At 50.3% G+C, this 26,158-nt stretch carries 25 protein-coding genes, 1 pseudogene and 2 riboswitches; of the genes and pseudogenes, 7 read left to right on the plus strand and 19 right to left on the minus strand.

The features are described from left to right. The first annotated feature begins 234 nt into the window (after positions 1-234). The gene (locus QQL65_RS04830) at positions 235-1,008 is read left to right on the plus strand and encodes a sulfite exporter TauE/SafE family protein (protein WP_284362431.1); all 774 of its coding nucleotides are present in this window, start codon (positions 235-237) and stop codon (positions 1,006-1,008) included. On the opposite strand, the gene thiD is transcribed toward QQL65_RS04830, so the two are convergent. The 13 genes from thiD to QQL65_RS04895 form a co-directional block, all read right to left on the minus strand. Then, a complete protein-coding gene (gene thiD / locus QQL65_RS04835) occupies positions 997-1,776 on the minus strand; it encodes a bifunctional hydroxymethylpyrimidine kinase/phosphomethylpyrimidine kinase (protein ID WP_284362433.1) in 780 nt (259 codons plus the stop codon). The two genes, QQL65_RS04830 and thiD, sit on opposite strands and share 12 nt — an antisense overlap. Further along, a complete protein-coding gene (locus QQL65_RS04840) occupies positions 1,776-2,735 on the minus strand; it encodes a HesA/MoeB/ThiF family protein (protein ID WP_284362434.1) in 960 nt (319 codons plus the stop codon). The genes thiD and QQL65_RS04840 overlap by 1 nt, the downstream gene beginning before the upstream one ends. Then, complete coding sequence (locus QQL65_RS04845; protein WP_284362435.1) at positions 2,732-3,343, minus strand: thiamine phosphate synthase; 612 nt, start codon at positions 3,341-3,343, stop codon at positions 2,732-2,734. The genes QQL65_RS04840 and QQL65_RS04845 overlap by 4 nt, the downstream gene beginning before the upstream one ends. Continuing rightward, complete coding sequence (locus QQL65_RS04850) at positions 3,343-4,113, minus strand: thiazole synthase (RefSeq protein WP_284362437.1); 771 nt, start codon at positions 4,111-4,113, stop codon at positions 3,343-3,345. The genes QQL65_RS04845 and QQL65_RS04850 overlap by 1 nt, the downstream gene beginning before the upstream one ends. 5 nt (positions 4,114-4,118) lie before the next feature. Then, the gene (gene thiS, locus QQL65_RS04855; RefSeq protein ID WP_284362439.1) at positions 4,119-4,316 is read right to left on the minus strand and encodes a sulfur carrier protein ThiS; all 198 of its coding nucleotides are present in this window, start codon (positions 4,314-4,316) and stop codon (positions 4,119-4,121) included. Further along, complete coding sequence (gene thiO, locus QQL65_RS04860) at positions 4,285-5,295, minus strand: glycine oxidase ThiO (protein ID WP_284362440.1); 1,011 nt, start codon at positions 5,293-5,295, stop codon at positions 4,285-4,287. Before thiO ends, thiS begins: the two co-directional genes overlap by 32 nt. A 4-nt stretch (positions 5,296-5,299) precedes the next feature. Beyond that, positions 5,300-7,117: a phosphomethylpyrimidine synthase ThiC gene (thiC, locus tag QQL65_RS04865; protein WP_284362442.1), complete on the minus strand. Its 1,818-nt coding sequence runs from the start codon at positions 7,115-7,117 to the stop codon at positions 5,300-5,302. 95 nt (positions 7,118-7,212) lie between these two features. Then, positions 7,213-7,337, minus strand: a riboswitch (TPP riboswitch). 113 nt (positions 7,338-7,450) lie between these two features. After that, on the minus strand, positions 7,451-8,125 hold the full coding sequence (locus QQL65_RS04870) for a CBS domain-containing protein (RefSeq protein ID WP_284362443.1): 675 nt from the start codon (positions 8,123-8,125) through the stop codon (positions 7,451-7,453). A gap of 213 nt (positions 8,126-8,338) precedes the next feature. Continuing rightward, entirely contained in the window at positions 8,339-8,701 is a 363-nt protein-coding gene (locus tag QQL65_RS04875) for a hypothetical protein (protein WP_284362444.1), read from the minus strand. Positions 8,702-8,714: 13 nt separating this feature from the next. Next, on the minus strand, positions 8,715-9,569 hold the full coding sequence (locus QQL65_RS04880) for a hypothetical protein (RefSeq protein WP_284362445.1): 855 nt from the start codon (positions 9,567-9,569) through the stop codon (positions 8,715-8,717). 12 nt (positions 9,570-9,581) lie between these two features. Further along, entirely contained in the window at positions 9,582-10,373 is a 792-nt protein-coding gene (locus QQL65_RS04885) for a DUF2189 domain-containing protein (protein WP_284362446.1), read from the minus strand. Positions 10,374-10,438: 65 nt separating this feature from the next. Continuing rightward, positions 10,439-10,975: a hypothetical protein gene (locus QQL65_RS04890; RefSeq protein ID WP_284362448.1), complete on the minus strand. Its 537-nt coding sequence runs from the start codon at positions 10,973-10,975 to the stop codon at positions 10,439-10,441. Then, positions 10,968-11,357, minus strand: coding sequence for a hypothetical protein (locus QQL65_RS04895; protein ID WP_284362449.1), 390 nt, complete (start codon positions 11,355-11,357; stop codon positions 10,968-10,970). Before QQL65_RS04895 ends, QQL65_RS04890 begins: the two co-directional genes overlap by 8 nt. A gap of 112 nt (positions 11,358-11,469) precedes the next feature. On the opposite strand from QQL65_RS04895, the gene QQL65_RS04900 reads away from it, so the two are divergent. Beyond that, positions 11,470-12,351, plus strand: a complete 882-nt coding sequence (locus QQL65_RS04900; RefSeq protein WP_284362451.1) for a sigma-70 family RNA polymerase sigma factor — start codon at positions 11,470-11,472, stop codon at positions 12,349-12,351. Here the strand turns inward: QQL65_RS04900 and QQL65_RS04905 are convergent. After that, the gene (locus QQL65_RS04905) at positions 12,348-13,187 is read right to left on the minus strand and encodes a hypothetical protein (protein WP_284362452.1); all 840 of its coding nucleotides are present in this window, start codon (positions 13,185-13,187) and stop codon (positions 12,348-12,350) included. The two genes, QQL65_RS04900 and QQL65_RS04905, sit on opposite strands and share 4 nt — an antisense overlap. 243 nt (positions 13,188-13,430) lie before the next feature. Here QQL65_RS04905 and QQL65_RS04910 point away from each other — a divergent pair, with 243 nt between their 5' ends. The 4 genes and pseudogenes from QQL65_RS04910 to QQL65_RS04920 all read left to right on the plus strand — a co-directional run bounded on the left by QQL65_RS04910 (position 13,431) and on the right by QQL65_RS04920 (position 19,263). Continuing rightward, positions 13,431-14,339: an ImuA family protein gene (locus QQL65_RS04910; protein WP_284362454.1), complete on the plus strand. Its 909-nt coding sequence runs from the start codon at positions 13,431-13,433 to the stop codon at positions 14,337-14,339. Continuing rightward, positions 14,317-14,730: pseudogene (locus QQL65_RS16565) on the plus strand (Y-family DNA polymerase); the annotation flags it as partial. The gene QQL65_RS04910 and the pseudogene QQL65_RS16565, both read left to right, overlap by 23 nt. 9 nt (positions 14,731-14,739) lie before the next feature. After that, the gene (locus QQL65_RS04915; protein ID WP_284362455.1) at positions 14,740-15,828 is read left to right on the plus strand and encodes a DNA polymerase Y subunit UmuC family protein; all 1,089 of its coding nucleotides are present in this window, start codon (positions 14,740-14,742) and stop codon (positions 15,826-15,828) included. 66 nt (positions 15,829-15,894) lie between these two features. Next, complete coding sequence (locus QQL65_RS04920) at positions 15,895-19,263, plus strand: error-prone DNA polymerase (RefSeq protein WP_284362456.1); 3,369 nt, start codon at positions 15,895-15,897, stop codon at positions 19,261-19,263. A gap of 173 nt (positions 19,264-19,436) precedes the next feature. Here QQL65_RS04920 and QQL65_RS04925 read toward each other — a convergent pair whose 3' ends face one another. After that, on the minus strand, positions 19,437-20,618 hold the full coding sequence (locus tag QQL65_RS04925) for a BaiN/RdsA family NAD(P)/FAD-dependent oxidoreductase (RefSeq protein WP_284362458.1): 1,182 nt from the start codon (positions 20,616-20,618) through the stop codon (positions 19,437-19,439). A gap of 171 nt (positions 20,619-20,789) precedes the next feature. Then, positions 20,790-20,946, plus strand: a riboswitch (FMN riboswitch). Positions 20,947-21,058: 112 nt separating this feature from the next. On the opposite strand from QQL65_RS04925, the gene QQL65_RS04930 reads away from it, so the two are divergent. Beyond that, positions 21,059-21,976, plus strand: a complete 918-nt coding sequence (locus QQL65_RS04930; protein ID WP_284362459.1) for a DMT family transporter — start codon at positions 21,059-21,061, stop codon at positions 21,974-21,976. 45 nt (positions 21,977-22,021) lie between these two features. Here QQL65_RS04930 and QQL65_RS04935 read toward each other — a convergent pair whose 3' ends face one another. The 4 genes from QQL65_RS04935 to QQL65_RS04950 form a co-directional block, all read right to left on the minus strand. Further along, entirely contained in the window at positions 22,022-22,768 is a 747-nt protein-coding gene (locus tag QQL65_RS04935; protein WP_284362460.1) for an SDR family oxidoreductase, read from the minus strand. Positions 22,769-22,815: 47 nt separating this feature from the next. After that, positions 22,816-23,778 (minus strand): putative zinc-binding metallopeptidase, encoded by a 963-nt coding sequence (locus tag QQL65_RS04940; RefSeq protein WP_284362462.1) that lies wholly within the window; start codon positions 23,776-23,778, stop codon positions 22,816-22,818. 69 nt (positions 23,779-23,847) lie between these two features. Further along, a complete protein-coding gene (tdh, locus tag QQL65_RS04945) occupies positions 23,848-24,876 on the minus strand; it encodes an L-threonine 3-dehydrogenase (protein WP_284362463.1) in 1,029 nt (342 codons plus the stop codon). Further along, positions 24,873-26,078, minus strand: coding sequence for a glycine C-acetyltransferase (locus QQL65_RS04950; RefSeq protein ID WP_284362464.1), 1,206 nt, complete (start codon positions 26,076-26,078; stop codon positions 24,873-24,875). Before QQL65_RS04950 ends, tdh begins: the two co-directional genes overlap by 4 nt. Between the last annotated feature and the right edge of the window lie 80 nt (positions 26,079-26,158).

Below are 26,158 nucleotides of genomic sequence, written 5' to 3' on the forward strand. Positions count from 1 at the left end.
GTTGCGGGGTCAAAGGGGCGGCAACATGGTGACACGATGTGCTACCTTTCCATCTGAAAAAGCAGAGTCTGGCCAACGACTTGTGCAAAAGCGTCCAACAAACTGACATCACATCTAACCACCTGAGATCGTTACGAAAAACAATTCGTAATGATGGGGTCGTAGGTTCAAGTCCTATCAGCGGCACCAGCCTTTAGCATCAGCACACAAAGACTAAACTTGGATTTGCCAACCATGTCGTTTGAATTGCTTCTTGAACTATGGCCAGCCACTCTAGCGCTCGCATTTGCCATCACCATTGTTGCTGGCATTATTAAGGGCGCTATTGGCTTCGCGATGCCGCTGATCATGGTGTCGGCACTCAGCTCTTTTGTAGATCCCAAAATCGCCATCGCCGCCATCATATTGCCCATTGTTGCCAGCAATGGCTGGCAAACTTTGCGTCATGGCATTGCCCCGGCAATCCAAGCAAGCAACGAGCATTGGCGATATCTTGTCGTTGTGTGTTTCATGATTTTTGTCGCTGCCCAGTTGGTTCCAATCATTCCGCGAAACATCTTTTATTTCGTGTTGGGCGTCCCAGTGGTGGGCTTATCTTTGGTGCAACTCTTCGGCCTTCAACTCACGATCTCAGATCGACACAAATGGTGGGCGGAATGGGTCATCGCCGCCATTTCCGGCACTCTTGGTGGCCTCGTCGGCACTTGGGGCCCGACAACTGTTTTGTATTTGCTCGCCATGAAAACTGAAAAGATGAAGCAGATCACCGTGCAAGGAGTTATCTATGGTCTTGGCTCAATTACGCTATTGTTTGCCCACATTCAGTCAGGCGTCTTGAACACCAAAACCGTTGCACTTTCAGCCATTTTGGTGCCTTTTGCGCTTGCAGGCATGTGGGTTGGCTTCCAGCTTCTGAACAAACTCGACCAACAACGGTTCCGCCAAATCACTTTGCTTGTGCTCACCATCGCGGGACTAAACCTATTGCGCAAAGGCCTATTGGGCTAAATCCGCAGTCGCAACCCCGTCTTGGTTCTTTGCCCGCAACGCAAAGGCTTGGCCTACCATCTGCTGACCGATATGGCAGGCAACCTCAAGCGCCACCCCTTGCGCCAATTGCCCAGCGATTGCACTCGCCAACATGCAACCTGTGCCGCGCATGCTGCCCATTTGTCGTGTTTGAACAAATTCAACATGATCTCCCCAGGCATCAAAAAGCACGTCCACAACAACATCGCCGGTTGAATGGCCACCCTTTATCAAAACATTGGGCACCCCCATCGCGCGGAAATGAAAGGCCTGTTTCTCAAGCGTCGCCGCACCATCACCGATCGGCATGCCCGTGAGCATTGCAGCTTCAAGCAGGTTAGGCGTCACCACTTCGCTCAATGGCAACAATTGGTGTTTCAGGGCCTCCTCAGCATCCACATCCAGCAATCGCGTGCCAGAAGACGAAATCAAAACCGGATCAAGCACAATGGGCACATTTTTGAGCTTCGATAAAATGCCGGCAATAAGCGCAACGGTGAGTGCATTGCCCAACATGCCGATCTTAATCGCACCGACGACACGCGTCCTTAGCGCGCATTCAAGTTGCGCCTCCACCATTTCAGGGGGCAATACCTGAATTTTCTTAACTTGATCATCCGTTTGTGCTGTAACCGCCGTCACAACAGGCACCGCCTTTGCACCGAGCGACGCCAATGTTGCGATATCGCGTGAAAGCCCCGCACCGCCGCTGCTATCAGTCCCGCCAATCACAATCACATCTGCCATCAGCCCGCCGCCACAAGCGCAATTTCTGCCTGCCCTTTCGCTTGCAATTGCAAGGCAGCGTTCCAAGCGCGCAAACCAGAACGGCAGCAAATAACCGTGCGCTTTGAAACACTTCCAATATCTGGGATTTCTTCAATATCAACGCGCAAAGCGCTTGGCGTTACTGCAATTGAAGACTCTTTTTCCGACCGCAATTCGATTACCCGATCATCACCACCAATCTGGCTTGCTGAGATGAACCCAAAACCTGCCTTGGGCTCAGGCGCCTTGCCAAACGAAAAGCGAGATGATGTAAATCGCTGAAAATCAAATCGAACCATCGCACCCAAAGGGTTTGGCTCAATACCAGCGATAAGATTAAACGCCATCTGCGCCTGCACCGCACCAATCGCGCCAACGGCCGGACCCGACACCCCAGCACTTGCACAGTTTTGTGCACCCTTTGGCATTTGCGGGAACACCGCACGAACACTTGGCGCATGCTCGCCGCAAAATGCGCCAACATAGCCTTCAAATCCAAGCACAGAGGCAGAGATAAGCGGAACACCATGGTCGCGACAGAAGTCTGAAAGAATATAAGTCACCGCAAAACTATCCGCGGCATCAATAATCAAATCCGCATCGGTGCAATGGGCAACCACATTGTCTGGCTCAAGTCTTTCGGGTCGCGACATCACCGCAATTTGCCTGTTTTGTGCAACACATTTTTCTGCCAAGACGATGGCCTTCAACCGCCCGATATCTGCTTCATCAAAGCAGACCTGCCGATGCAGATTGCTCAATTCAACCAAGTCGTGATCAATAATGGTGAGCCGCCCAACGCCAGCTCCGGTTAGATAGCTCGCCACGGGGTGTCCTAGCCCACCTGCACCAACCAAAACCACATGAGCGGCACCCAATTTGGCTTGCCCTTCAATCCCTATTTGAGCCATTTGCTCCTGGCGTTGATAACGGCTCATGACATAAACCTTCGCGTTGCCGAGAGCCACAGCTTGGTCCGTGTCTCAGGGTCATCCCGTGCCGTAATGTCAGTCACTACCGCCGCACTGTCCGCTCGATGGTCGAACACACCCTTTATTCGATCCACATTCAGGCCGCCAATCGCCACCAGCGGCACATCGCCAATATGGGCCTTCCATTCGCGCAATCGATCAAGCCCCTGTGGTGCCCACTTCATCTTTTTCAAAATTGTTGGATAGACCGGCCCCAACGCCACATAGTCGGGTTTGTGCGAAAGCGCTAAATCAAGCTCCGCGTGATCGTGAGTTGAAAGGCCAATTCTTAATCCAGCAGAACGGATTGCGGTCAGGTCAGCGTCGGCCAAGTCCTCCTGCCCCAAATGCACAAAATCGCAATTTAATTCAATCGCGAGCTGCCAATAATCGTTCACGACCAACTGGCATTCATGCGCCTGACAAAAATCACGCGCCTTTTCAATCTCCGCACGCAGCTCATCAGTCGGCTTGTCCTTGATGCGCAACTGCACAAGCTTCACACCAAGCGGCACCAATCGCTCAATCCATGCAAAGCTTTCGACAATCAAATAGAAGGGATCAAGTTTGACCATCAAAACACCGCCTTACCGAGAACTGGCGTTGAAGGGGCAGCCATGTCATTTGGCAACATCGGTTCAGCATCAAATGCCAATCGCCCCGCCTCCAGCGCTTTTGCAAACGCATTTGCCATAAGTTCTGGATCACCCGCTCTAGCGACGGCTGTGTTCAACAAAACCGCATCAAACCCCATCTCCATTGCTAACGCAGCGTGCGAAGGTGCCCCCAATCCAGCATCAATGATCAACGGCACATCGTCAAAATGTGCGCGCATCGCTTTCAGCCCATATGGGTTATTCAGTCCCAGCCCAGTGCCAATTGGCGCTCCCCAAGGCATCAACACTTCGCAGCCCGCGCGCAACAACCGCTCCGCCACTGATAAATCCTCGGTGCAATAGGGAAAGACCTTAAACCCTTCAGCGCTCAATATCCGCGCCGCTTCAACCAGTGCCACCACGTCCGGGCAAAGCGTGTCATTGTCCGCGATCAGTTCGAGTTTGATCCAATTTGTGCCAAAAACCTCGCGCGCCATTTTCGCCGTAGTGACCGCTTCTTTGACCGTGTGACAGCCTGCTGTGTTGGGCAACACTTTGACGCCAAGCCCTTCAACCAACCGCCAAAAACTTGCGCCTGCGCCCGGCTGCACACCCTCGCGTCGCAGCGACACCGTAACAATTTCAGTGCCCGATGCCTTAACTGCGTCGGCCATAATTTGAGGCGAAGGATAAAGCGCCGTTCCCAACAAAAGACGAGAACTAATCTTTACTCCATACAATGAGATCATAGGTTTCACCCACCTTGCATGGGGGCCAGCACTTCCAGCGCATCCCCTGCTTCTAAGTCGGTTTTTGCCCAATCATCTTGCGGCACGAATTCACCATTTTTTGCAACCGCTACCCGCCGGTCAACAAACCCCAGTTCAATCATTACGTCACCAAGGCTTTTGCCCGTAACCTCAAGCGGTTGCCCATTGATTATGATCTTCATCCATAAACTCCGCTTTGTTGTTGGACCGCATCAAAATATCCGCCGCCATGCGCGCGCAGGCTGGGCTCAGCAAATAGCCATGTCGAAAAAGCCCGTTAACATGCAAGCGGTCTTCAACCCAATTGACACGCGGTAAATTGTCTGGGAATGCAGGGCGTAATTCCGCACCTGTTTCGATAATTTCTGCCTCCGCAAAAGCGGGGTGTACCGCATAAGCCGCATTGATCAAATCCACCATGGATTTGGCGCTAATCCCGCCTTGGCGCTCGCTTTCAATTTGCGTTGCCCCAATCATAAAATGCCCTTCACCGCGCGGCACGATGTAAACGGGAAACCTTGGGTGCGCGAGCCGCACCGGACGGTTCAATTGCACATCATCACATTTGACCACCAGCATTTCACCACGCACACCGCGCAATTGGGGCAAGCAATCCCGCGCCGCCAAACCGCGTGCATCAATGATCTTGTCACCCGGCACCACATCTTCAAGCATCGCGCCATAGTGAAATAGAGCGCCGCGTTCTTTTAGATATTCAGTCAGTCCGACTAGTGCTGCGCGTGGATCCATATGCGCTTCATGTTCAAAATAAAGCGCCTCAGAAAAGCGATCGCCAAGGTCAGGTTCCAGCGCCAGCAATGCCTCCTGATCCAGCATTTGATGCTGATTTGTGCGCGACGCGAAGCGCTTCAATTCATTGCGATCACGGCCAGCGCTCACCACAATCGAACCGTTTCTTTTGATCAGTTGCGGCACATATTTTTGCCACCACGCAAGCGCTTCGCGGCCCAGTTCCACGACGATTGGCTCAGCCAAATCCGCTTCACATTCAGGTGCCAACATGCCCCCTGCATACCAAGAACAGCTTTGCGCGCCCGGCGCAGGACCGCGTTCGACAATCTCGACATCCACCCCGCGCGCCACCAATTCGGTGGCGGCGGTGAGGCCAGCAACGCCGGCCCCCAAAATGGTCACCCGCATGGCCCTAACTCCTGTTGAGCGCCGCGAGTTCCTCAGGCGTCATATAAAGATTTCCGCCTGACTTATACTTCTCCGCCATTGCTGCCATGCCCTCTTCATTGGCTTCATTGCGAATGTCTTGGGAAATCTTCATGGAGCAGAATTTGGGGCCACACATGGAACAAAAATGCGCCACTTTGTGCGCCTCTTTTGGCAAAGTCTGATCGTGGAAATCTCGCGCCGTATCCGGGTCGAGCGAGAGGTTAAACTGATCTTCCCATCTAAACTCAAACCGCGCCCGACTTAGCGCATCATCTCGAATTTGTGCCGCTGGATGACCTTTGGCCAAATCCGCCGCATGGGCTGCGATCTTATAGGTGATCACCCCAACTTTCACATCGTCACGGTCTGGCAAACCCAAATGTTCCTTTGGCGTCACATAGCAAAGCATAGCGGTGCCAAACCAGCCGATAATCGCCGCACCAATACCTGAAGTGATATGATCATAGCCCGGCGCGATGTCTGTTGTCAGCGGCCCAAGCGTATAAAACGGCGCTTCACCACAGGTCTTAAGTTGCTTATCCATATTCTCTTTGATCTTGTGCATGGGCACATGCCCAGGCCCTTCAATCATCACCTGACAATTCTTGGCCCATGCCACTTGAGTCAGTTCGCCAAGCGTTTCAAGTTCTGCAAATTGCGCTGCGTCATTGGCATCAGCAATTGAGCCTGGGCGCAGTCCATCGCCCAGCGAAAATGACACATCATATTTGGCGCAAATGTCGCAAATCTCTTCAAAATTCTCATAAAGAAAGCTCTCTTTGTGGTGATGCAAGCACCACTTGGCCATGATCGAACCACCACGTGACACAATGCCAGTGACCCGCTCAGCGGTTAGCGGCACATAGTGCAAGCGCACCCCAGCATGAATGGTGAAATAATCCACCCCCTGCTCTGCCTGTTCAATCAGTGTGTCGCGGAACACTTCCCAAGTGAGATCTTCGGCAATGCCATTGACCTTCTCAAGCGCCTGATAAATTGGCACCGTACCAATTGGCACAGGCGAATTGCGGATGATCCACTCACGAATATTGTGAATGTTGCGACCGGTGGACAGGTCCATCACCGTGTCACCACCCCAACGGATCGCCCACACCATCTTGTCCACCTCTTCTTCCATCGAAGAGGTAACCGCCGAATTGCCAATGTTGGCATTGATCTTCACCAAGAAGTTGCGCCCAATAATCATCGGCTCCACCTCTGGGTGATTGATGTTCGCAGGGATCACCGCACGACCTGCAGCAACCTCATCGCGCACAAATTCAGGCGTGACAAAATCAGGGATGGATGCCCCCCAATCCTCGCCATCACGTTTGAGCTTTTCTTTTAATTGGCGACGACCCAAATTCTCGCGAATGGCGATGAATTCCATCTCCGGCGTCACGATGCCAGCGCGCGCGTAAGCAAGTTGAGTTACCGCCTTGCCCTCTTTACCACGCTTTGGTTGGTGCAAATTTGGAAATTGCGGGGTCAGTTTTGTGTCCGAAACAAACCCATTGTCCGCCGCTGTGATCTCACGTCCCTGATAAGCTTCAACATCACCTCGCGCTTCAATCCATTTCTCGCGAATGCGCGGCACGCCACGTTCGATTGAAATATTGATGTTGGGATCGGTATATGGGCCAGAACTATCATAGACCACCACTGGTGGTTCCATAGCACTTGGGTTCAATTCGATCTCGCGCATCGGCACCAAAATGTCTGGATTCAATGTGCCAGTTTTGTAAATTTTGCGCGAAGCGGGCAAAGGCCCGGTGGTAATTTTTGGAGATATCGCGTTCATCAAGTCGCCCCTTATTCAAAAGTGGGACCCAATTGATACGTCTAGGCTTCAAGAAAGTGCAGTTGCGGCGTACATTTCACCCATTTCGGGCGATGACCAACGCAAAATGACCGTCCCTACGCCAGCGTTAACTGGATCAGGTTCAAAGGGTCGTCGCGCTGAATGAAATATCATTCCAGCGACCTCTCAGCTCTTTGTCAGAGCCCCCCTGGTTACACGCACAAACTGATATTGATTTTCAAATTATGTCAAGCAGGTTGTCATAAACAAGAAAAATGGCACTCAATCTAACGATCGAATGCCATTGTTTTTTTAACCGATTTTGAAGAACAATTAGATGCCCCAAGCATATCCCGGAAGTCGCCCTAGATTATAAGAAACCTGGCCAAGTCCGCTGATGTTTTCCAGCGCCACTTTAATCGCACGCTCTTCTTCCTTGGACGATGCCACGCCCCATACATCGACCTGATCACCTTCAACAACAACGTTGAGATGATTGATGTTCAATTCAGGCACCTTCGCCAAGGTGCTAAGGATAATTTCTCGTTTTTCCAAGTCACTCGCCTGCGCATTCACTTTTTGCTGCGGGATAACCGCCAGCGCATGCAACAAATTGGCGCGGCTGACAATGCCGACCAAACGATCATTTTTGACGACTGGCGCACGTTTGATGTGTTTCTCAGCCAGCAACCTAGCCACTTCGCCAACCGCCATTTCAGGCGTCACGGTTACAACCTGGCTGGTCATCACATCGCGCACAAAGCGGCCCTTTAGCGCAATAAAATCCGCCGCACTATCAACCTTGTCGGCAAACAAATGGAGCCACCAAGACTTCTTCTGATCACTTGCGCCTTCAACGCGCCGCATCAAATCGCCTTCACTCACAATACCAAGAATTGCGCCTTTTTCATCGATCACGGGCAGCGCACTAATATGATGGTTCACCATCAACTGCGTGGCCTGCTCAACGGTCGCATTTGGCGCAACCGTGATGACATTTTGGGTCATAATATCTTGCACTTGCATGGTCTCATGTTCCTTTCAGTTAAGGGAACCCGCCAAGACAACCACCAATTTAGTTTCTTGCCCGAAACGCTTGCCAATTCTCAAGCGCTTAGTTGCTCCCATTGGAGTACCGAACAAGATAACACTATGTTGAACCCAGCATTTGCGCATTGACGCACGTCAACTGTGAATACCGACCGAGTTTTCGAAAAGGCGTCAAGGCTTTACGGTTTTTGCAAATCCATATTCCCCATCACAAATGATGACGTCATCCCAAAAACTATCTGGCGTAACTGCGCCTTGTGCAATTTGGTTGTAGAGACTTTGCGCCCCAGAACTTATTTCGCGCACCATGTCTTCGTGTTCAACCTCTGGGAACTTCTCCCCAAAATGATCAAGGCTTTTGTAAAATCGCCCCTCATAATCTTTGCGCTGAGGGTGCCCTTCTTGCATGTTTTTAACAACGATCATGTAGCGCATCGCACAAAGATGATCTTCGGGAATAAAGCTGGCCGCTTGGGCCACACTTGATCCAAGTAGGACACAGCAAACTGCGACCAAAACAACGAGTTTTCTCACATGTCCCTCCTGCTTAACAGCCAACAAATGGCAAACAAACAACCGCACCGATATCCGGTGTTTCGCCAGGTTTTGCTGTTGCACCACTCAAGTCTGGCGCTTGTTGTTCGTGCTGTGTTTCCAACAGCCGATCATAGGGGCGATAGGGGGCAGGCTTGGGTTCAATCCAATTGTAGATAAAGCTTGGAACTGCATCGTTCACATGATCATTGATCACCGCCATCGCATCAAAAATAAGGCCGCGCCCTGAATAATTTATCCGGCCCTCTTTATCGTAAAATTGGTAGGTTTGAACCAGCAAGTCACGTATCGGCTTGTACCCGTTGCCAATGTTGCTTTCTTGCCAAGCGACGTAAAACTTACTGGCGAAAAAATTTACAATTCTGTTCCACGCCGCATCGCCGGTATAAGCAACAATCGCTAAATTGGACATTGCGGTTTGGTCCACCAACCACCACTCATTCAGATTAGGTGTGTCCGCCAAAAGGCCAGCAATGTATTTAGCCTGTTCATCACCTGGTGGAAATTCTATTTCACTGCCATCCCCCAGTGTAACCATCACGGACGGATTGGCACTGGCAAACTCTCGCAAAAAATCTTGCTCAATAGGTTCGAGCCGATTGTCCTGCCACAAAGCATAAGTGAGCAAAAAAGTGTTCTGCCAATTCAACGGCTCGTTGGATTGCGCGAATTGATCCGTCAAAAATTGAACGGCTTTGGCCGAATTGCCCTCGACCACTTGCGCTACCCCATCCAACTCTTGAGCGCAGCTAGCGCCGGTTGAAAAGGCCATCAGCACTGATGCCAATATTGCCACAAATCTCTTGTTTATCACTTTAAGTCCAATCCCGTTTTGGCGCAGTGCCATCACGTGATCAAACTATGACTGCTCCACAACACGTGTGTAAAGATGCCATGTGGCATGGCCCAAAACTGGCAACACCACGAGCAACCCTAAAAAGGCCGGAAGCATTGCCAAAAGGGTAAGCGCCCCAACAATAATGGCAAAACCCAACATGGGGAAGAAGTTGGCACGCACCGCTTTAAAACTCACAATTATCGCTGACACAAAATCAATATCTTTTGCCATCAACAACGGCATCGACACAACGGTGGCGGCGAAAAGGGAAAATGAAATCAAGGCGCCAATTAGGCTGCCAACGGCCAAAAACCCAAGCCCTTCCGGGGTCGTTGTGACCTGCACAACAAAATCGCCAAGCGTTGCATAGCTCTTGAACCCCAAGAACAAGGCCATCACCAATCGGATTTGATAGACCCAAATCCAAAAGATAAACAGCACAACAAATGCCATCCAGCCGAGTTGGCGTTCGCGTTGCCCAATGATGAGAAAGAAGATTTCGCGCCAAACCAAAGGTTTGCCAGCAAGCAGCCTGCGGCTAACTTCATAGGTGCCCACTGCGACGAAAGGCCCCAGCAGCGGAAAGCCAATGGCCAAAGGAATGATCATCCACGGCATATTGTAGACAATTAATCCGGCCCAAATTGCCAACCCTCCAATGGCGTAAAATCCCCCAAAAAACAGCCCCAAGGCTGGTGCCTGTTTAAAATCTTGCCACCCGGCGCCAAGCGCTTCACGCACATCGGCAAATCGAATTACGTTCACGCTTGGTAATTTTGGTGGCTGATAGGCCTGCAATCCCTGCTCGCTCATAGATCCCCCCCCCTCAAGGAACCATTAGAATACCTAAAAATGAGAGGGGGGCAATGGTGTTTGGCTTATTGGGCGGCGATCTTTAGTTCAGTGTCAAATCGCAGGATATCGCATGCAGCAACTTCGCCCGTGGCGCGTTTCAACACAGGATAGATCCGTCCGCATGCCGCTGCAAAGCTTGCAGCGACTGCCGCCTCTTCACCATATCGGCGTACAATTTCTTTCCGCAGCTCAAGCGTATCCGTCCCGCCACTTATGGCGCCTTGAGCGAACAAAAAACCCAAGCCGCAATCATTATCAGTTCGCGCTTTCCCTTTGGTACAGGCTTCAAGCTCTTTTGGGTTCACACCAAGTTCAATTGACTGATCCACAATCAACTGTGCGCAGGACCCACAATCCGCATCTAAAGTTGAGGCTAGCGCCGCCCCGGCCCAGATGTTGACTGCCACCTTTGGACCGCGATATTGGCTCAGGATCGGAAGCAAGCCAAGGCGCAAACCTGCACCACTAGAAACATCGATCATGTGATGCATGTAGCCTGCATCATAGGCATATTGTTTTTCAAAATTGCGGGTGCTGTTGTGCAAAATAAACTTAAGCATAGCGAATGCTCCTTTTGTTTGAACTCAGTGCAAGCAACAAAGCGGTCCATGCTGGCAACTGAATGCCGACTAGGTTGCTCAATGCGACAAGGTCGAACGGGATACCGCGTTCAAACCAGATATAAATATGAAAAGCTGCGTGAAGGGCCGGCCACACTGCGCCGCAAATAATCGCTGTTTGATTTTGCTGGCGCAGTCCATAGGCCATTGCCCCTGCGCTCATCAAAAACACAAGCCCAATATCCATAACAAAATGCATATTGAATGGGCCCGTATCTACAACACCAGGCGTTGTTTGATACCAACTCATGGGGCTAGAAAGCATCCAAATGGCCAGCATCAAGAACCAGCCAACAAGCAACCATTGAACAAACCGTGCCATCTTACTTTTCTCCTTTGTTTGAAAAGAAGACGACGACGCACTTGGTTTTGTGACCAAATAAGGTCACATTTTTTAAAGCCCAATCGTCTTATGGCTAACAAAGGAGCGCAAAATGCAGGATCAAGATCTAAATCATGTGTTTGAACATGAGCGCAAAAGACTGTTTGGGCTTGCCTATCGCATGTTGGGCTCAGTCGCTGACGCTGAAGACATGGTGCAAGACGCATTTGTGCGGTGGAGCAAGGTGGATTTTCCAACCATCAATAACCCGCAAGCGTTCCTCACCACCATCATCACACGCCTGTCGCTTGATCACTTGAAATCGGCGAAAACCAAACGAGAAAAGTATGTTGGTGAGTGGTTGCCTGAGCCCCTATTGTCTGAAACAGCAGAAGGACCTGATGAAATTGCGCAGAAAGCGGACGACATCTCCTTTGCGCTCATGTTCACGCTGGAAAAGCTCTCCGCCCCAGAACGCGCCGCCTTTTTGCTGCACGACATATTTGATTTATCGTTTGAGGAAATCGCCAAAACACTTGATCGTAGTGAAGCGTCTTGCCGCAAACTTGCATCCCGCGCGCGCCAAAAGGTGCGAACCGACGGCGGTGAAACACTGCCACGCCCCGCAAATGAGCCGCTAGTTGCCTCATTTCTGACCGCTCTGAAAACAGGCGAATTGGAGGAATTTGTAGATTTTATCGCAGAAGACGCCGTGTTGTTCAGCGATGGTGGCGGCATCAAATCAGCAACTTTGCTCCCCATCTATGGGCGCGACAAAATTATGCGCTTCTTCTTCGGCGTCACCAAGAAATTCGGCCGGCCGGGCCCTGATGACATCAGACCCACAACCATCAATGGCGCACCCGGCTTGTTGGTTCGCGATGAAGAGGGCGACATACAAGCCTGGTCCATGTCCTGGACAGCGGATGGCCAAATCGCCAAGATTTATATCATCCGCAACCCAGAAAAACTAAGCCATGTGACGTTTGATTAGGCCATGGCTTCTTGTGATTGACGATTTTGCACCAAAGCTTTGTAAAGCTCTGACAAAAGGCCTACACCAAACATTGTAATCAGCCATGTTTCAATTGAACCAACGACAAAGCCCAAAATGCTCGTCGCATTGACATATCTAATTTCACCTGACCCAAAAATCTGTTCTGTTGTTGAGATTACTATCGTGTAGATCAGCGCTGCCATGACAACCAACATCAAAACTTCAACCCCGTTCGATTTGGTAATGCCCCAAGATTGAGAAAAGCCAATTCGATTTTCACCAGTCTTGCTTTGATCAATTGCAATCGAGGGCAAAATCAAACCCAAATATGTAAATGGGAGTAACACCGCCAATTGGATCATAAAATTCACGCCAATCGCATTATATCCGATCAACTCTTGGTCCACGTTCGCCGGGTCAGCATAAACAAAAATGGTTGGTATTACGGCAATTGGAATAGCTATGAGTGAAAGCAGAAAACCTGCCCAAAAATACTGCCCCCATGGCCAATCTTTCTCAAGCATAAGCAGTCTACTTGGCTGCCAGCCATTGATCAAAAAACGATGCCAACCAATAGCCATTACGCTAAAGCCGGCAAGGCAAACTGCAGCATATATTACCCCATAAAGCAGGTTCAAAACCATACCCTGCGCGAACATGAAAGGGAGATAATCAATGGCCCCCGTTGTAGGATCAACAATCGGCGATTGAATGACATATGGTAACGTTAGAACAACAATTATCGGCCACCAAAAGCCGCTTACTTTAAACGCCACATCCCAATTATTGATAATAGCCAAAAAGCTGCGTTTGATGATCTCTACGCTCAGCATAAATACTCCAAAAATAAATCAAAAAATCGAGCACAATCTGTCGTTTCGGCACCTTGGCGTCAAGAAGGATTTTACGTAGTTATGGTGCCCTCTTCCCACCTTTCACCTAAATGCAACGCGCTGTCACACCCAGCTCTTCACATTGAAATTGACAAAAAGAACAAAACATGAACATTTAAGGAGTCTGGAATTTATAGAGTCGGATCAAGGCTCTATCACATAAAGCGTTCAAAGGGCCAGACTATGCCTACTAGAGAAAAACATAAGGAGCTTGATAATTTACGCCAGCATGTGCGCAATCTAGAACGTGCTGACATGCAAAAACACAGCGCAGGGTCCGTGCAAACGGCAACAGTGGCCAAGCACTTTGCTCCAGCCAATGATGATAAGCCACCAAAGCCGCTCCAACTGCCGCCCCTCCCCACAAAGGCGCAGGGCTTGGTGGCCACCCAATTGCCACAACTGGTCCCAAACCTCACCTCAGACATTTTAACCCAACCGGTTTTGCATGAGGTGCACGCCAAAAACTACGGAGATCCGGCCAGCACCAGCTTTTTACTGTTAGCACTTAAAAACCTGCTTGCTCACCATGCTGGCGACACCCCAATTCTATGGGCAAGCACCCGCCATCAAACCCATGATAGAGGTCAAATTTTTGCCCCCGGTTTGCGATCATTTGGTCTAAACCCAAACCGCTTCATAATGGTCAACACCAAAAGCGACACAGAGCTTTTGTGGGTTTTGGAAGAGGCCACTCGCGTCCAAAGCTTTGCCGCTGTGATTGGTCATATTAATGATTTAAGCTTCACCCAAACAAGACGCTTATCGCTGGCCACCCAACAAGGGGTTACACCCCTTTTTTTGCATCGACCACACCATTGCCATGGGGCAAGCGCAGCCTTTTCCCGTTGGCAAATTGAAAGCCAACTAAGCACCCAAAACCCTTTTGATGAACGCGCGCCCGGCACAAGGCGACTGCGTGCAGAGCTTTTGCGATGTCGCACCGGGCAAACCGGATCATGGAACCTAGAATATGAAACATCGACGTATCCTTTGCTTATGGTTCCCGCAGCTGCCAATCGAAAATTTGCGCCTCATGTGGCGCCAAACCCATCCCGCCGCGCCAAAGATGGCCACGGGTTCGCCAGCTAAAGGAAGTTCCAAAACAAAACTGCAAAAGAAACCTTTGGCTTTGTTGGAACAAACACCAAAAGGCATCAAAATCTTCGCCGTCAATCCTGCGGCCAGCCAAGCTGGGGTGCGCACCGGTATGCGCTTAAATGATGCCAAGGCGATATGTCATAATCTTGAAACATTACATCATGAGCCTGAGGCCGATCAAAAGCTATTAATGCGCCGCGCCGCTTGGTTGCTACGCTTTTCCCCCATTATCGTACCGCATCTGCCAGATGTGATTTTTCTAGACATTACCGGCTGCGACCACCTTTTTGGAGGTGAGTACAACATGTTGCATCAAATCCATACCGAACTGCAAAAACTTGGCCACGCTGTACGTTTAGGGCTAGGTGATACAATCGGCGCAGCTTGGGCTTTGGCCAAATATGAGAAAAACAACAAAACCATTTTGCCGCCCGGCGAGCCACATCAAGGCTTAGCCTTTCTACCCGTTACCGCCCTACGCCTCACCCCTGAGCAGGCCAATGCTCTCTATCAATTAGGATTAAAAAATATCGGTCAATTATTCGATCTGCCGCGCGCCAGCCTTACCCGTCGATTCCCTGAACCCGATCACGGCGAAGCTGTACTTAAGCGTCTCGACCAAGCCGTAGGAAGCTATGAAGAACCACTCATAGCCCCGGAGCATCAACCAGATTTCCGTTTCACCGCGGCCCCTATCGATCCCTTCATCGACTTACCCACCATTGAGCGCAGTTTTTATGAATTGCTCGATCAATTGTTCGCGCTTTTAGATAAACTCCAACAAGGCGTGCTGCACTTACGACTTGATTGTTTTTTTGGCGATGGGAAAATTAAAAGCTTTCCCATTCGGCTTGCTCAGCCCAGCCGCTCAAAGCCACACATCAAACGTCTATTTGACGAAAAGCTGGTCACCATTGACCCCGGATTTGGCATTGACGCATTAGTGTTAAACGCCAACAAAATTGATCAACTGCCTGCCCATCAACTCCAGCTAGATACCTACACTCAAACCACGCGACAAGATGAAAATCTTTCCCCATTACTCGACCGGGTCGCCAACCGGATTGGCCCCGGCGCTGTTTATCGCCTTGCCCCGCGTGAGAGTCATCTGCCCGAGCAGTCGCAAAAAACCGTACATCCATTGAAACCTCAAGATTGGGAAAAATGGCCACATAATTTACGTCGCCCCGCCATGCTTTTTACCCATCCCGAACCAATTGAGGTGATCGCTCAAGTTCCCGAAGGACCCCCGATAAAATTCTTATGGCGCAAAGTGCTTCGACACATTGTTTATGCTCAAGGTCCTGAACGCATCCTACCTGAATGGTGGGCTGATCTGGCCGACAGGTTGCGGGTGCGCGATTACTTTGAAATCGAAGATCATAAGGGCCTTCGCTACTGGGTTTTTCGTGAAGGACATTATGATGACCCTATGGAAAAAGGTGCACCTGCATGGCGTTTGCATGGGTTGTTTGCATGAGCACTTTTAACAAAAGCCGCATAGCTATTACACGCACGAAAATGCGAGCAAAGAGAGTGTGACGTAATGTATGCAGAACTCCAAACCACCTCAAACTATTCCTTCTTGCGTGGCGGCTCACATCCTGGCGAGCTGGTGGCCACCGGTTATATGAAAGCCTTAACCGCCATCGCTGTTACCGACCGCAACTCTTTTGCTGGCATTGTGCGCGCCCATCGCGAAGCGCGACACATCGAAGATTTCAAACTTGTCGTTGGTCTTCGGATTGACTTAGAAGATGGTTATAGCCTTCTCGCTTACCCCAAAAACCGCGATGCTTTCGGGCGACTATGCACCATGCTGTCTGTCGGCAAAATGCGCGCGGAAAAAGGTGAATGCCATTTACAATTTGAGGATGTAGTGAACCACTGTCGTGACAGTATTTTTGCTCTAATTCCACCTGAAAAAATAACCCAAACCGACATTCAGCAAATGGGCAAAATGGCCAAGGCATTACCCAAACCCGTCTATTTGGTTGCCAGTTCATTATATCGTGGTAACGACCGAGCACACATCGCCATGCTCAATAGCCTTTCAATCCAATTGAGCACACAGCTTTTGGCGACCAATAATGTGCTTTACCACGACAAATCTCGTCGGCCATTGCAAGATGTGCTGACATGTATTCGCGAGAAAACCACCATCGACAAAGCTGGTTTTCTGCTCTCAGCTAATGCCGAACGCCACCTCAAACGTCCTGAAGAAATGGCACAGCTTTTTGAAGGGTTTGAACATGCATTAGACGCCTCCCTAGAAATTACGCGCGCCTGCACCTTCAACTTGTCTGAACTTAAATATGAATACCCAGAAGAAACCGTCCCAAAAGGCACAACAGCGCAAGAATATTTAGAACAAATCACATGGGAGGGCGCCAATTGGCGTTACCCACAGGGCATACCCGATAAAATCAAAACCAATATTGAAAAAGAATTTAAACTGATCGCACAAAAACAATATGCACCCTATTTTCTCACGGTTTATGACATCGTCAAATATGCCCGAACTCCCCAGCCGGATAAGGGTCGGTTTGATGAAATACTGTGCCAGGGACGCGGCTCTGCAGCAAACTCTACTGTTTGCTATTGCTTGGGCATTACCTCAGTTGACCCAAACGAACTAGATCTCTTATTCGAGCGCTTCATCACGGAAAATCGAAACGAACCACCTGACATCGATGTGGATTTTGAACATGAGCGCCGTGAAGAAGTCATCCAATATATTTATCAGCGATTTGGTCGTCATCGCGCAGGTCTCACCGCCACTGTAATCACCTATCGATCCCGCTCCGCCATCCGCGAAGTCGGAAAGGTAATGGGGCTGACCGAAGATGTAACTGCCGCTATGGCTTCCACTATTTGGGGATCGTGGGGCAAAGGGGCAGACAAACATATCGATCAATCGGGTCTTGATTTTGAAGACCCTTATTTGGTGCGCGTGATCGAGCTCACCCGCGAACTAATCGGCTTCCCCCGGCACCTATCGCAACATGTAGGCGGATTTGTTTTAACTGAGCGCCCCCTTATCGAAACCGTACCCATCGGCAATGCCGCCATGGACGATAGAACCTTCATTGAGTGGGACAAAGATGACATTGAAACGTTGGGCATTCTCAAAGTCGATATACTCGCTTTGGGCATGCTCACCTGCATTCGCAAAGCCTTTGATCTGTTGCGCGCCCACTACAATATCGACCACACCCTGGCTTCAATCGAACACAACGATATGCCAGTTTACGACATGATCTGCCGCGCGGATACGCTAGGTGTTTTCCAAATTGAAAGCCGCGCGCAAATGAGCATGTTGCCCCGTCTATTGCCACGTCGTTTTTACGATCTGGTGATTGAAGTAGCGATTGTCCGCCCAGGACCAATTCAAGGAGATATGGTCCACCCCTATTTGCGCCGCCGTAAAGGGCTTGAACCTGTGGAGTTCCCCTCACCCGATCCGAAATCGGGGCCACCTGATGAACTTGAACAGATATTGGGTAAAACCTTAGGCGTGCCATTGTTTCAAGAACAAGCCATGCGCATTGCAATGGATGCGGCCAAATTCTCCCCAAAAGAACTGGATGAATTGCGCCACGCCATGGCAACCTTTCGACGCTCAGGCACAATCCACACGCTAGAAGAGCGCATGGTCAAACGCATGGTCATACGTGGTTATGATGAAGAATTCGCCCAGCGTTGCTTCAACCAAATCAAGGGCTTTTCCGAATATGGCTTCCCCGAAAGCCATTCAGCCAGTTTTTCCTTGCTTGTCTATGTGTCGTGCTGGCTCAAACATTATCATCCCGATGTGTTCGCTGCAGCTTTGCTAAATTCACAACCTATGGGCTTTTACGCGCCGGCACAGATTATCCGAGATGCAGCAGAACATAATGTCAAAATCTTACCTGTTGATATCAACCATTCGCAATGGGATTACACATTGGAACCGGCACCGTATGAGGAATATGTCCCGCCTCCACCCGATCCCAACAAGATGCACACCCCACCGCCGGGCCAAGCAATTGATAAAAAATCTTTGCTGTGGCGCGCGCTCTATCCTCCTAAAAAATGGGCGTTGCGCATTGGTTTACGGCAAGTGGATGGCTTGCACAAACACTATGCTGAACAGCTGATTTCCGCCCGCGCACAACGCAAATTCACATCGGTCCAGGATCTGCATAAACGCGCCAATCTGCGCATTTTCGATGTTGAGAAACTAGCAGAAGCCGACGCCTTCCGCTCTATCGGTTTAGATCGACGCCAAGCTAAGTGGGATGCACGCGCACTTACGCGCGCCAAACCATTACCTTTGTTTGATCAAGCCAATGCCGCGGAACAGGGAGACGAGCAGCAAGCAAAACTGCCTCAAATGCGTTTGTCCGAACATGTCATCGCAGATTACCAAGCTTTGCGTTTTTCGCTTAAAGCGCACCCAATGTCATTCTTACGCGAGAGCCTTTCAAAACGCCGCATCATCACCGCACAAGAAATTAGAAAGCTCCCCAACAATCGATGGGCTAGCACCGCCGGGATCATATTGGTGCGCCAACGTCCCGGCACAGCCAATGGGGTCGTATTCATCACACTAGAGGACGAAACCGGGGTGACCAATCTCATCGTTTGGAGCAAGGTTTTGGAAAAATATCGCAAAGTGGTAATGACCGCCAAGTTTGTCGAGGTACATGGCCAAGTGCAAACAGAAGATAATGTGATGCATCTCGTGGTGCGCAAATTGGTTGATCGCACCCACTGGCTTGAAACCCTATCCAACCAACATATGCGTGATGTGCACACACCCGCCGACGAGGTCGTTTCAAATGTCGATTATGACAGCCGCATCAAACCAGACACCGCACCGCGCCACCCGCGCAATGTGCGGGTAATCCCGAAATCAAGGGATTTTCATTAGCGGCAACACACAGCACATCAAAGCCCTCATGGTGAGCTTGTCGAACCACGAGGGGCGGCATTCCATCCTTCGACAAGCTCAGGATGAGGGTAGAGATTGGCGCTAGCCCTTGGGCGCCAATTGGCGGGGGTGCCGGGGTCGGGGGCAACGCGACCAACGGCGGCGCGAATATGTTAAACACTATTTCCAGCAACCCAGCCAGACGACCAAGCCCATTGAAAATTGTAGCCGCCAAGCCAACCGGTCATATCCACGACTTCGCCAATGAAATAAAGTCCGGGCACGTCTTTGGCTTCCATGGTTTTATTGTCAAGCGCATCGGTCGACACGCCGCCAAGCGTCACCTCTGCGGTGCGATAGCCTTCTGACCCCGTGGGTTTAATCCGCCAATGATTAATTTGGTCGGCAACCCGTTGCAGTTTTTTGTCATTTAAGTCGGCCAAGCGTCCATCTGTTGCGGATTGGGAAAGCACAAACCCCACCAGCTTCTTTGGCAAATACTGTGCCAATAGGGTCTGAATTTCTTGCTTGCCGTTATCCTGCCGCGCTTGTTTGAGAACCGCCAGAATGTCCAAATCAGGCAACATCGCAATTTTGATTTCATCCCCTTCCCGCCAATACGAAGATATTTGCAGAATTGACGGGCCAGAAAGCCCACGATGGGTAAACAACATTGCCTCAGAAAAACTCACTTTGCCGTGGCTGACCACCGCATCGTCCACCGAAATGCCAGACAGCTCTTTCGTGCCTGACAAGATTGAAGGGTCAAATGTCAGCGGCACCAAAGCGGGACGCGTTTGCACAATGTCTAGCCCAAAATGCTGCGCCACTTCGTAGCCCAACCCGCTAGCTCCCATCTTCGGAATCGATTTGCCGCCACAGGCGACAACCAGCTTGTCAGCTTGGTAATGCACCCCATCAATCGTGAGGTGAAAGTGCGCGTCCATCTTGGCAATATGCGTCACCTCAACGCCCAGTTTCATCACCACGCCAGCTTCGCGCATATCATCAACCAACATGTCAATAATTTGCTGGGCGCTCTCATCACAAAACAATTGCCCGAGCGTTTTTTCGTGAAAAGCAATACCCCGTGCCCGCACACGCTCAATGAAATCGTGCTGACTGAACCTCTTAAGGGGCGAGATCGCAAAGCGCGAGTTTTCGCTCAAAAACTGCTTATAGCTGGTGTTGATGTTGGTGAAGTTGCAGCGCCCGCCGCCTGAAATCCGGATCTTTTCACCCGGCTTTTTCGCATGATCCACAATCAGCACATCGCGCCCGCGCTTGCCCGCCTCCGTGGCACACATCATGCCCGCAGCGCCCGCACCGATTATGATCACATCATGTTTTTTCACTTTATATCCCGCACAAAAGACTTCGCAACAAACATGGCACCAAAACCCCTATAAAGGTATAAAAAGTCAACCATTGTGCACATTTGCAAAATGGTTTTCCCCATTCGGCGCTTGTCGGCGCGCTCCTTCACATGCTAAAAACTGCCTCGCTGTTGAAATAGCTCAGCAGCATAACCTTCTCAGGGCGGGGCGAAATTCCCCACCGGCGGTAACTTGAATTTTCAAGAAGCCCGCGAGCGCTTCAGTTCTTTTTTGAAGGATTGAGGGTCCAGCAGATCTGGTGCAACTCCAGAGCCGACGGTCATAGTCCGGATGAGAGAGAAGGGGTTGAAGAATGCCAACGCCACCCTTGCCACAATTGTGCGCAATTGTGGGTCGTCTAGCATTTCATGCTCCCAATCGCGCCCTGATTCATAAGAGTTCTTGGAAAGGAACGAAAAATGGATCAGACCGTAAAAGCTTCCGCTACAGGTCTAAATGTCAAAAGCCCCGCCATTATTGCCGGGCTTTATATGGTTGGTGCTGGCATTGCCTTTGCTGCCGTCAACTCACTCACCCAATTGGCCACCATGGTTGAAGGCACATCTTCAACTTCCGCCGCATTCTGGCAATATGCCATCGCCGCTGTTTTAAGCGTACCGTTTGTCCTCAAAGCTGGCCTTGCTGGCCTAAAAACCAACCACCTCACCATGCACATTCTGCGTGTTGTTGCTGCCACCATTGGCGTGCAATTGTGGGTCTACGGTTTGTCGCTTGGCGTGCCAATTTGGCAAGCTATCGCTTTGATCATGACTTCCACATTCTTTGTCACCATTGGCGCGGCCATCGTGCTGAAAGAAAAGGTTGGCCCTGCACGTTGGTTGGCCACATTGGTTGGTTTTGCTGGCGGCATGATCATCTTGCAGCCTTGGTCCGATGCGTTTGAACTCAAAACACTCCTTCCAATCGGCGCCGCCTTTTTCTGGGCGGTGACGTCGCTCTTCACTAAGGAGCTGACCAAAACTGAAAACCCGCAATCAATCACTTTATATCTGTTGTTGTTGCTCACGCCGATCAATTTGGCGCTGACCCTTGGCACACCAAGCGGAATTGCCATCTCAACCGGCGCGGCCATCCAATGGATTGTCATCGCGGGCGTGCTCGTTGCTTTGGCGCAATGGTTCATCACCAAGGCATATGCCACAGCGGACGCCGCCTATGTGCAGCCATTTGACCACCTCAAATTGCCGTTCAATGTCTTGGCAGGCTTTTACGTGTTTGGCTGGGTGCCCGGTGGCAACTTATGGCTAGGCGCAGCGCTGATTATTGCGGCGTCGTTGTTCATCGCGCATCGCGAAAGCCAATTGCAGAATAACTAGTTTTTCGTGAACAAAAGTCGGGCGCAATCTCATGCGCCCGACAAATCACATCCCGCCCGTTACAGGCATTATGGCGCCATTGGTATAACTTGATTTTTCAAGCGCCAACCACACTGCCGCTTCCGCAATTTCTTCTGGCCGCGCCACCCGACCCAGCGGGTTGATACTGGCCACCATCGCTGGACGGTCTGGATTACCGGAACGTTCATGAATATCTGTGTCGGCCGTGCCCGAATGAATGGCGTTTACGCGAATACCTTCAGGTCCAACTTCCTTTGCCAAACCAATGGTCATGCTGTCGAGCGCGCCCTTTGAAGCGGCATAGTGAATATACTCGTTCGGGCTGCCAAACTTTGCCGCCATCGACGAAATATTGACGATAGAACCGCCTGCGCCACCAGCCGACTTTGCCATGCGTTTGATTGCTTCTTGGCAGCAATAAACAGCGCCAAACAGATTAACCTCAAACACACGCTGAAGCACGGCGGGCTTCAAATCGACAAGCTTTCCAGCTTCTCCGACAATGCCAGCATTGTTGATTAGAACGTTAGGGCAGCCCAACTCAGCATCACAGGTCGCAAATAAACGCACTATATCTTCGCGCATGCCAACATCCGCTTGCACTGCAATCGCTTGAACGCCTTGAGCAAGACACGTCGCCACAACCGCATCAGCGCTTGCTTTGTCGCTTTGATAAGAAAGGCAAATATCGACGCCAGATTTGGCCAATAGTATGGCCGTTGCTGCGCCAATGCCGCGGCTGCCGCCCGTTATGATTGCTATGTTTTTCATGGCAGAAACGCTAGGTGGTTCCGTTAAAGGAGGCAAGTCCCGCCTGTTCAATTGATATCCAATTCGTCAAGATAGTCGCAAGTGAGCATTTTCAATCCGACGGTGTCGTCATCTGCCATATAGGCATCAATCAGATATTCCAAGGTCGCGAACTTCTTAGCTTTGCTTTCAGTGAAGGCGGAAGACCGCGTGCTATAGACTTCTTTGCCATCTACCTTGAACTGTAGGAAAGCGGAGGTTTTGTGAAACAAAATATAATAGGCGAAAGTCTCCGCAAAATCTTCGTAATCGCCTGTCAGCGCATACATCGACACAAACGCATTTTGATTCAACCATTCATATAGCTCAGGCATGGCTTTCGCGGGTATCAATGCCCCCGAACCATCAAAATTCTCAAGAACGTCATAAAAGTATGGAGCACCAAACCGGTTCCCACCACTGTCATTATTCAGGCAAGAGAAAGATGTATCAAATGTTGCAATTTCATCCAGGTGGTGACCAATTTCATGGGTTAAAACCCAGTACAAGCGACCTTCGGGGATCGTCAAAAGTTTTCTATCCTTAAGTTGTTCAGCGCTAATGAGCACTTCACTTTCAGAATGAATTTCTATTGTGCTTTCTTCGTAGATGAGAAGCGTTTGATATATACCTTTATTTGGCTCAAAGACGTCCTTGATGACCCGGACCGAACGTGTCTCGTCGAAGTAGCGACCATCCGCATTACCCATATCATCTACGATTTCTATTCCGGATAGAGAACACATCAGCTTCTGAGAAATGGGCGGCATAAGTTCGAACACCGTTCCAAGTTTTTCAATGTAAGGTTGGTTTTGTGCGTGCTGTTCGCCGCAGAGCTTTTCGCCATTTTCATTTAAAGAACAGATAGAAGACTTGAACTGCTCAAAGCAGCTTTCATCGTCGGCTAATATTGCAGTAGAAAGCAAAACAGAACTCAAAATCGCAAACGCCATCCGGCGCGAAAATTTTAAAATCATAAATCTAAAAAACATTTCCAAAAACAAAAAGAGACGCTAGAAATACCAGCGCCTCTTATACATAGTCATCGATACTCGAATTGCCTAGTTGGCGATATCCAAAATCACTTTGTTGGCTTCCCCTTTTGCCACCGCTTCAAAGCCCTTGGCAAAGTCTTCAAATGGCAAATGATGTGAAATCACGGGCGTCACATCCATACCGCTTTCAAGCATCGCCAACATTTTGTGCCATGTCTCAAACATCTTGCGGCCGTAAATGCCTTCAAAGGTCAGGCCTTTAAAAATCGCGGTGTTCAGGTCCATTTCAACCTTGCCCGGAAACAAGCCAAGCAGTGCAACTTTGCCGCCTGTGATCATAGCGTCCACCATAGCGGATAAAGCGGGCGCTGCGCCCGACATTTCAAGCCCAATATCAAAACCCTCGCGCATGCCCAATTCAGACATTACGTCTTTTAGGTTTTCTTTGTCTGCTCTAACGCCCCGTGTCGCGCCCATTTTTTCAGCCAGCGCTAGGCGTTCATCATTGAGGTCCGTCACCACAATATGTCGCGCGCCTACATGCCGGCATACAGCAACCGCCATGCACCCAATCGGCCCAGCACCGGTGATCAACACATCTTCGCCTGACACATCAAACGCTAATGCCGTGTTCACCGCATTGCCGAGCGGGTCCAAAATCGATGCCACATCATCGCTTATGCTTTCAGGCAAAATGCGCACATTGGCTTCTGGAATAGCGATATATTCAGCAAAAGCGCCCGGCGTATTCACACCAATGCCTTTTGTGTTGGCGCAAATGTGCGCGCGGCCAGATTGGCAATTGCGGCAATGCCCGCAAGGAATATGCCCCTCACCAGAAACCCGCTGGCCCACTTCAACCTCGGTTACCTCATCGCCAATAGCTTCAACAACGCCAACATATTCATGACCGGTGACCATTGGCACAGGCACGGTTTTTTGTGCCCAGGCATCCCAGTGCCAAATATGCATATCGGTGCCGCAAATCGATGCCTTTTTGACGCGGATCAGAACATCATGCACCCCAATGGTTGGCTTATCCACTTGCTGCAATTCAAGACCTGGCGCGTCGTGCGCCTTCACCAGCGCCTTCATGAAATCACGCCCAGTTCGCGGCCCACTTCGGCAAACGCAGCAACCGCCCGATCCAAATCATCTTTTGTGTGCGCGGCAGACATTTGCGTTCGTATCCGCGCCTGCCCTTTTGGCACTACCGGAAACGAAAACGCTGTCACATAGATACCGCGATCAAGCATTGCTTTTGCAAATTTTTGCGCCAGCACCGCGTCACCCAGCATCACCGGAATAATTGCATGTTCACCTGGCACCAAATCAAAGCCCAAATCACTCATCTGTTTGCGGAAATATTTGGCGTTGATCATCAGGGTTGGCCGAAGTTTTGGACTGGTTTCAACAATGTCCAACGCTTCCAGTGTCGCCGCCACAATCATTGGCGGCAAAGCATTGGAGAACAAATAGGGCCGCGCGTTTTGTCGAAGCATGGTGACCAAAGGTTTCGGACCAGAAATATAGCCCCCCGCGGCACCGCCTAGTGCTTTGCCAAACGTGCCGGAATAAAGATGCACACGATCCGCCACACCATGATGGTGTGGCGTGCCTTGGCCTTTCGGGCCCATAAACCCGACAGCATGGCTATCATCAACCATCACCAACGCATCATACTTTTCCGCCAAATCACAAATGCCCGGCAGATCAGCGATAATGCCATCCATGGAAAAAACACCGTCCGTAACAATCAATCGGTGCCGCGCACCCTGCGCCTGCTTCAACTTTGCTTCCAAATCAGCCATGTCATTATTCGCATAACGGAACCGCTGCGCCTTGCACAAACGGACCCCATCAATAATCGACGCGTGGTTTAAAGCATCAGAAATGATCGCATCTTCAGCCGTCAAAAGACTTTCAAATATGCCCGCATTCGCATCAAAACAAGAAGCGAACAAAATTGTATCTTCCGTGCCCAAAAACTCAGAAAGCCGTGCCTCAAGCCGATGGTGCAACGCCTGCGTACCGCAAATAAAGCGGACCGACGCCATGCCAAGTCCATGTTCCTCAATCGCAGAGATTGCCGCTTTGCCCAAACGTTCATTGTTGGCCAAACCCAGATAATTATTTGCACACATATTGAGCAGAGGCAGATCGTCGCCACCGTCTGGATTTTTCACCGCGATATTGGCAGCTTGAGGCGAAGTAATCTCATATTCGCTCTTAAATAACCCCTCGCCACGCAAGGTCTCTAGTGCATTTTCTGTGTCTTTGATCAATCGATGCGACATGGCAAAACTCGTTTATATTGGAATAATTCCAATATATCGGAATTCTAAGACAATTCAACATCGTCTTTGGTCAAATTTTC

It is taken from the genome of Maritalea porphyrae (assembly GCF_030159895.1).
Lineage (GTDB): Bacteria > Pseudomonadota > Alphaproteobacteria > Rhizobiales > Devosiaceae > Maritalea > Maritalea porphyrae.

Excerpts from the sequence above, each read along its gene's own strand:
- QQL65_RS04830 (WP_284362431.1), top strand. The coding sequence starts at position 235 with ATGTCGTTTGAATTGCTTCTTGAACTATGGCCAGCCACTCTAGCGCTC.
- QQL65_RS04850 (WP_284362437.1), bottom strand. The coding sequence starts at position 4,113 with ATGATCTCATTGTATGGAGTAAAGATTAGTTCTCGTCTTTTGTTGGGA.
- QQL65_RS04880 (WP_284362445.1), bottom strand. The coding sequence starts at position 9,569 with ATGGCACTGCGCCAAAACGGGATTGGACTTAAAGTGATAAACAAGAGA.
- QQL65_RS04910 (WP_284362454.1), top strand. The coding sequence starts at position 13,431 with ATGCCTACTAGAGAAAAACATAAGGAGCTTGATAATTTACGCCAGCAT.
- thiD (WP_284362433.1), bottom strand. The coding sequence starts at position 1,776 with ATGGCAGATGTGATTGTGATTGGCGGGACTGATAGCAGCGGCGGTGCG.
- QQL65_RS04950 (WP_284362464.1), bottom strand. The coding sequence starts at position 26,078 with ATGTCGCATCGATTGATCAAAGACACAGAAAATGCACTAGAGACCTTG.
- QQL65_RS04870 (WP_284362443.1), bottom strand. The coding sequence starts at position 8,125 with ATGACCCAAAATGTCATCACGGTTGCGCCAAATGCGACCGTTGAGCAG.
- QQL65_RS04845 (WP_284362435.1), bottom strand. The coding sequence starts at position 3,343 with ATGGTCAAACTTGATCCCTTCTATTTGATTGTCGAAAGCTTTGCATGG.
- QQL65_RS04920 (WP_284362456.1), top strand. The coding sequence starts at position 15,895 with ATGTATGCAGAACTCCAAACCACCTCAAACTATTCCTTCTTGCGTGGC.
- thiO (WP_284362440.1), bottom strand. The coding sequence starts at position 5,295 with ATGCGGGTGACCATTTTGGGGGCCGGCGTTGCTGGCCTCACCGCCGCC.
- QQL65_RS04935 (WP_284362460.1), bottom strand. The coding sequence starts at position 22,768 with ATGAAAAACATAGCAATCATAACGGGCGGCAGCCGCGGCATTGGCGCA.
- QQL65_RS04895 (WP_284362449.1), bottom strand. The coding sequence starts at position 11,357 with ATGGCACGGTTTGTTCAATGGTTGCTTGTTGGCTGGTTCTTGATGCTG.
- QQL65_RS04890 (WP_284362448.1), bottom strand. The coding sequence starts at position 10,975 with ATGCTTAAGTTTATTTTGCACAACAGCACCCGCAATTTTGAAAAACAA.
- thiS (WP_284362439.1), bottom strand. The coding sequence starts at position 4,316 with ATGAAGATCATAATCAATGGGCAACCGCTTGAGGTTACGGGCAAAAGC.
- QQL65_RS04930 (WP_284362459.1), top strand. The coding sequence starts at position 21,059 with ATGGATCAGACCGTAAAAGCTTCCGCTACAGGTCTAAATGTCAAAAGC.
- tdh (WP_284362463.1), bottom strand. The coding sequence starts at position 24,876 with ATGAAGGCGCTGGTGAAGGCGCACGACGCGCCAGGTCTTGAATTGCAG.
- QQL65_RS04900 (WP_284362451.1), top strand. The coding sequence starts at position 11,470 with ATGCAGGATCAAGATCTAAATCATGTGTTTGAACATGAGCGCAAAAGA.
- QQL65_RS04905 (WP_284362452.1), bottom strand. The coding sequence starts at position 13,187 with ATGCTGAGCGTAGAGATCATCAAACGCAGCTTTTTGGCTATTATCAAT.
- thiC (WP_284362442.1), bottom strand. The coding sequence starts at position 7,117 with ATGAACGCGATATCTCCAAAAATTACCACCGGGCCTTTGCCCGCTTCG.
- QQL65_RS04885 (WP_284362446.1), bottom strand. The coding sequence starts at position 10,373 with ATGAGCGAGCAGGGATTGCAGGCCTATCAGCCACCAAAATTACCAAGC.
- QQL65_RS04840 (WP_284362434.1), bottom strand. The coding sequence starts at position 2,735 with ATGAGCCGTTATCAACGCCAGGAGCAAATGGCTCAAATAGGGATTGAA.
- QQL65_RS04940 (WP_284362462.1), bottom strand. The coding sequence starts at position 23,778 with ATGTTTTTTAGATTTATGATTTTAAAATTTTCGCGCCGGATGGCGTTT.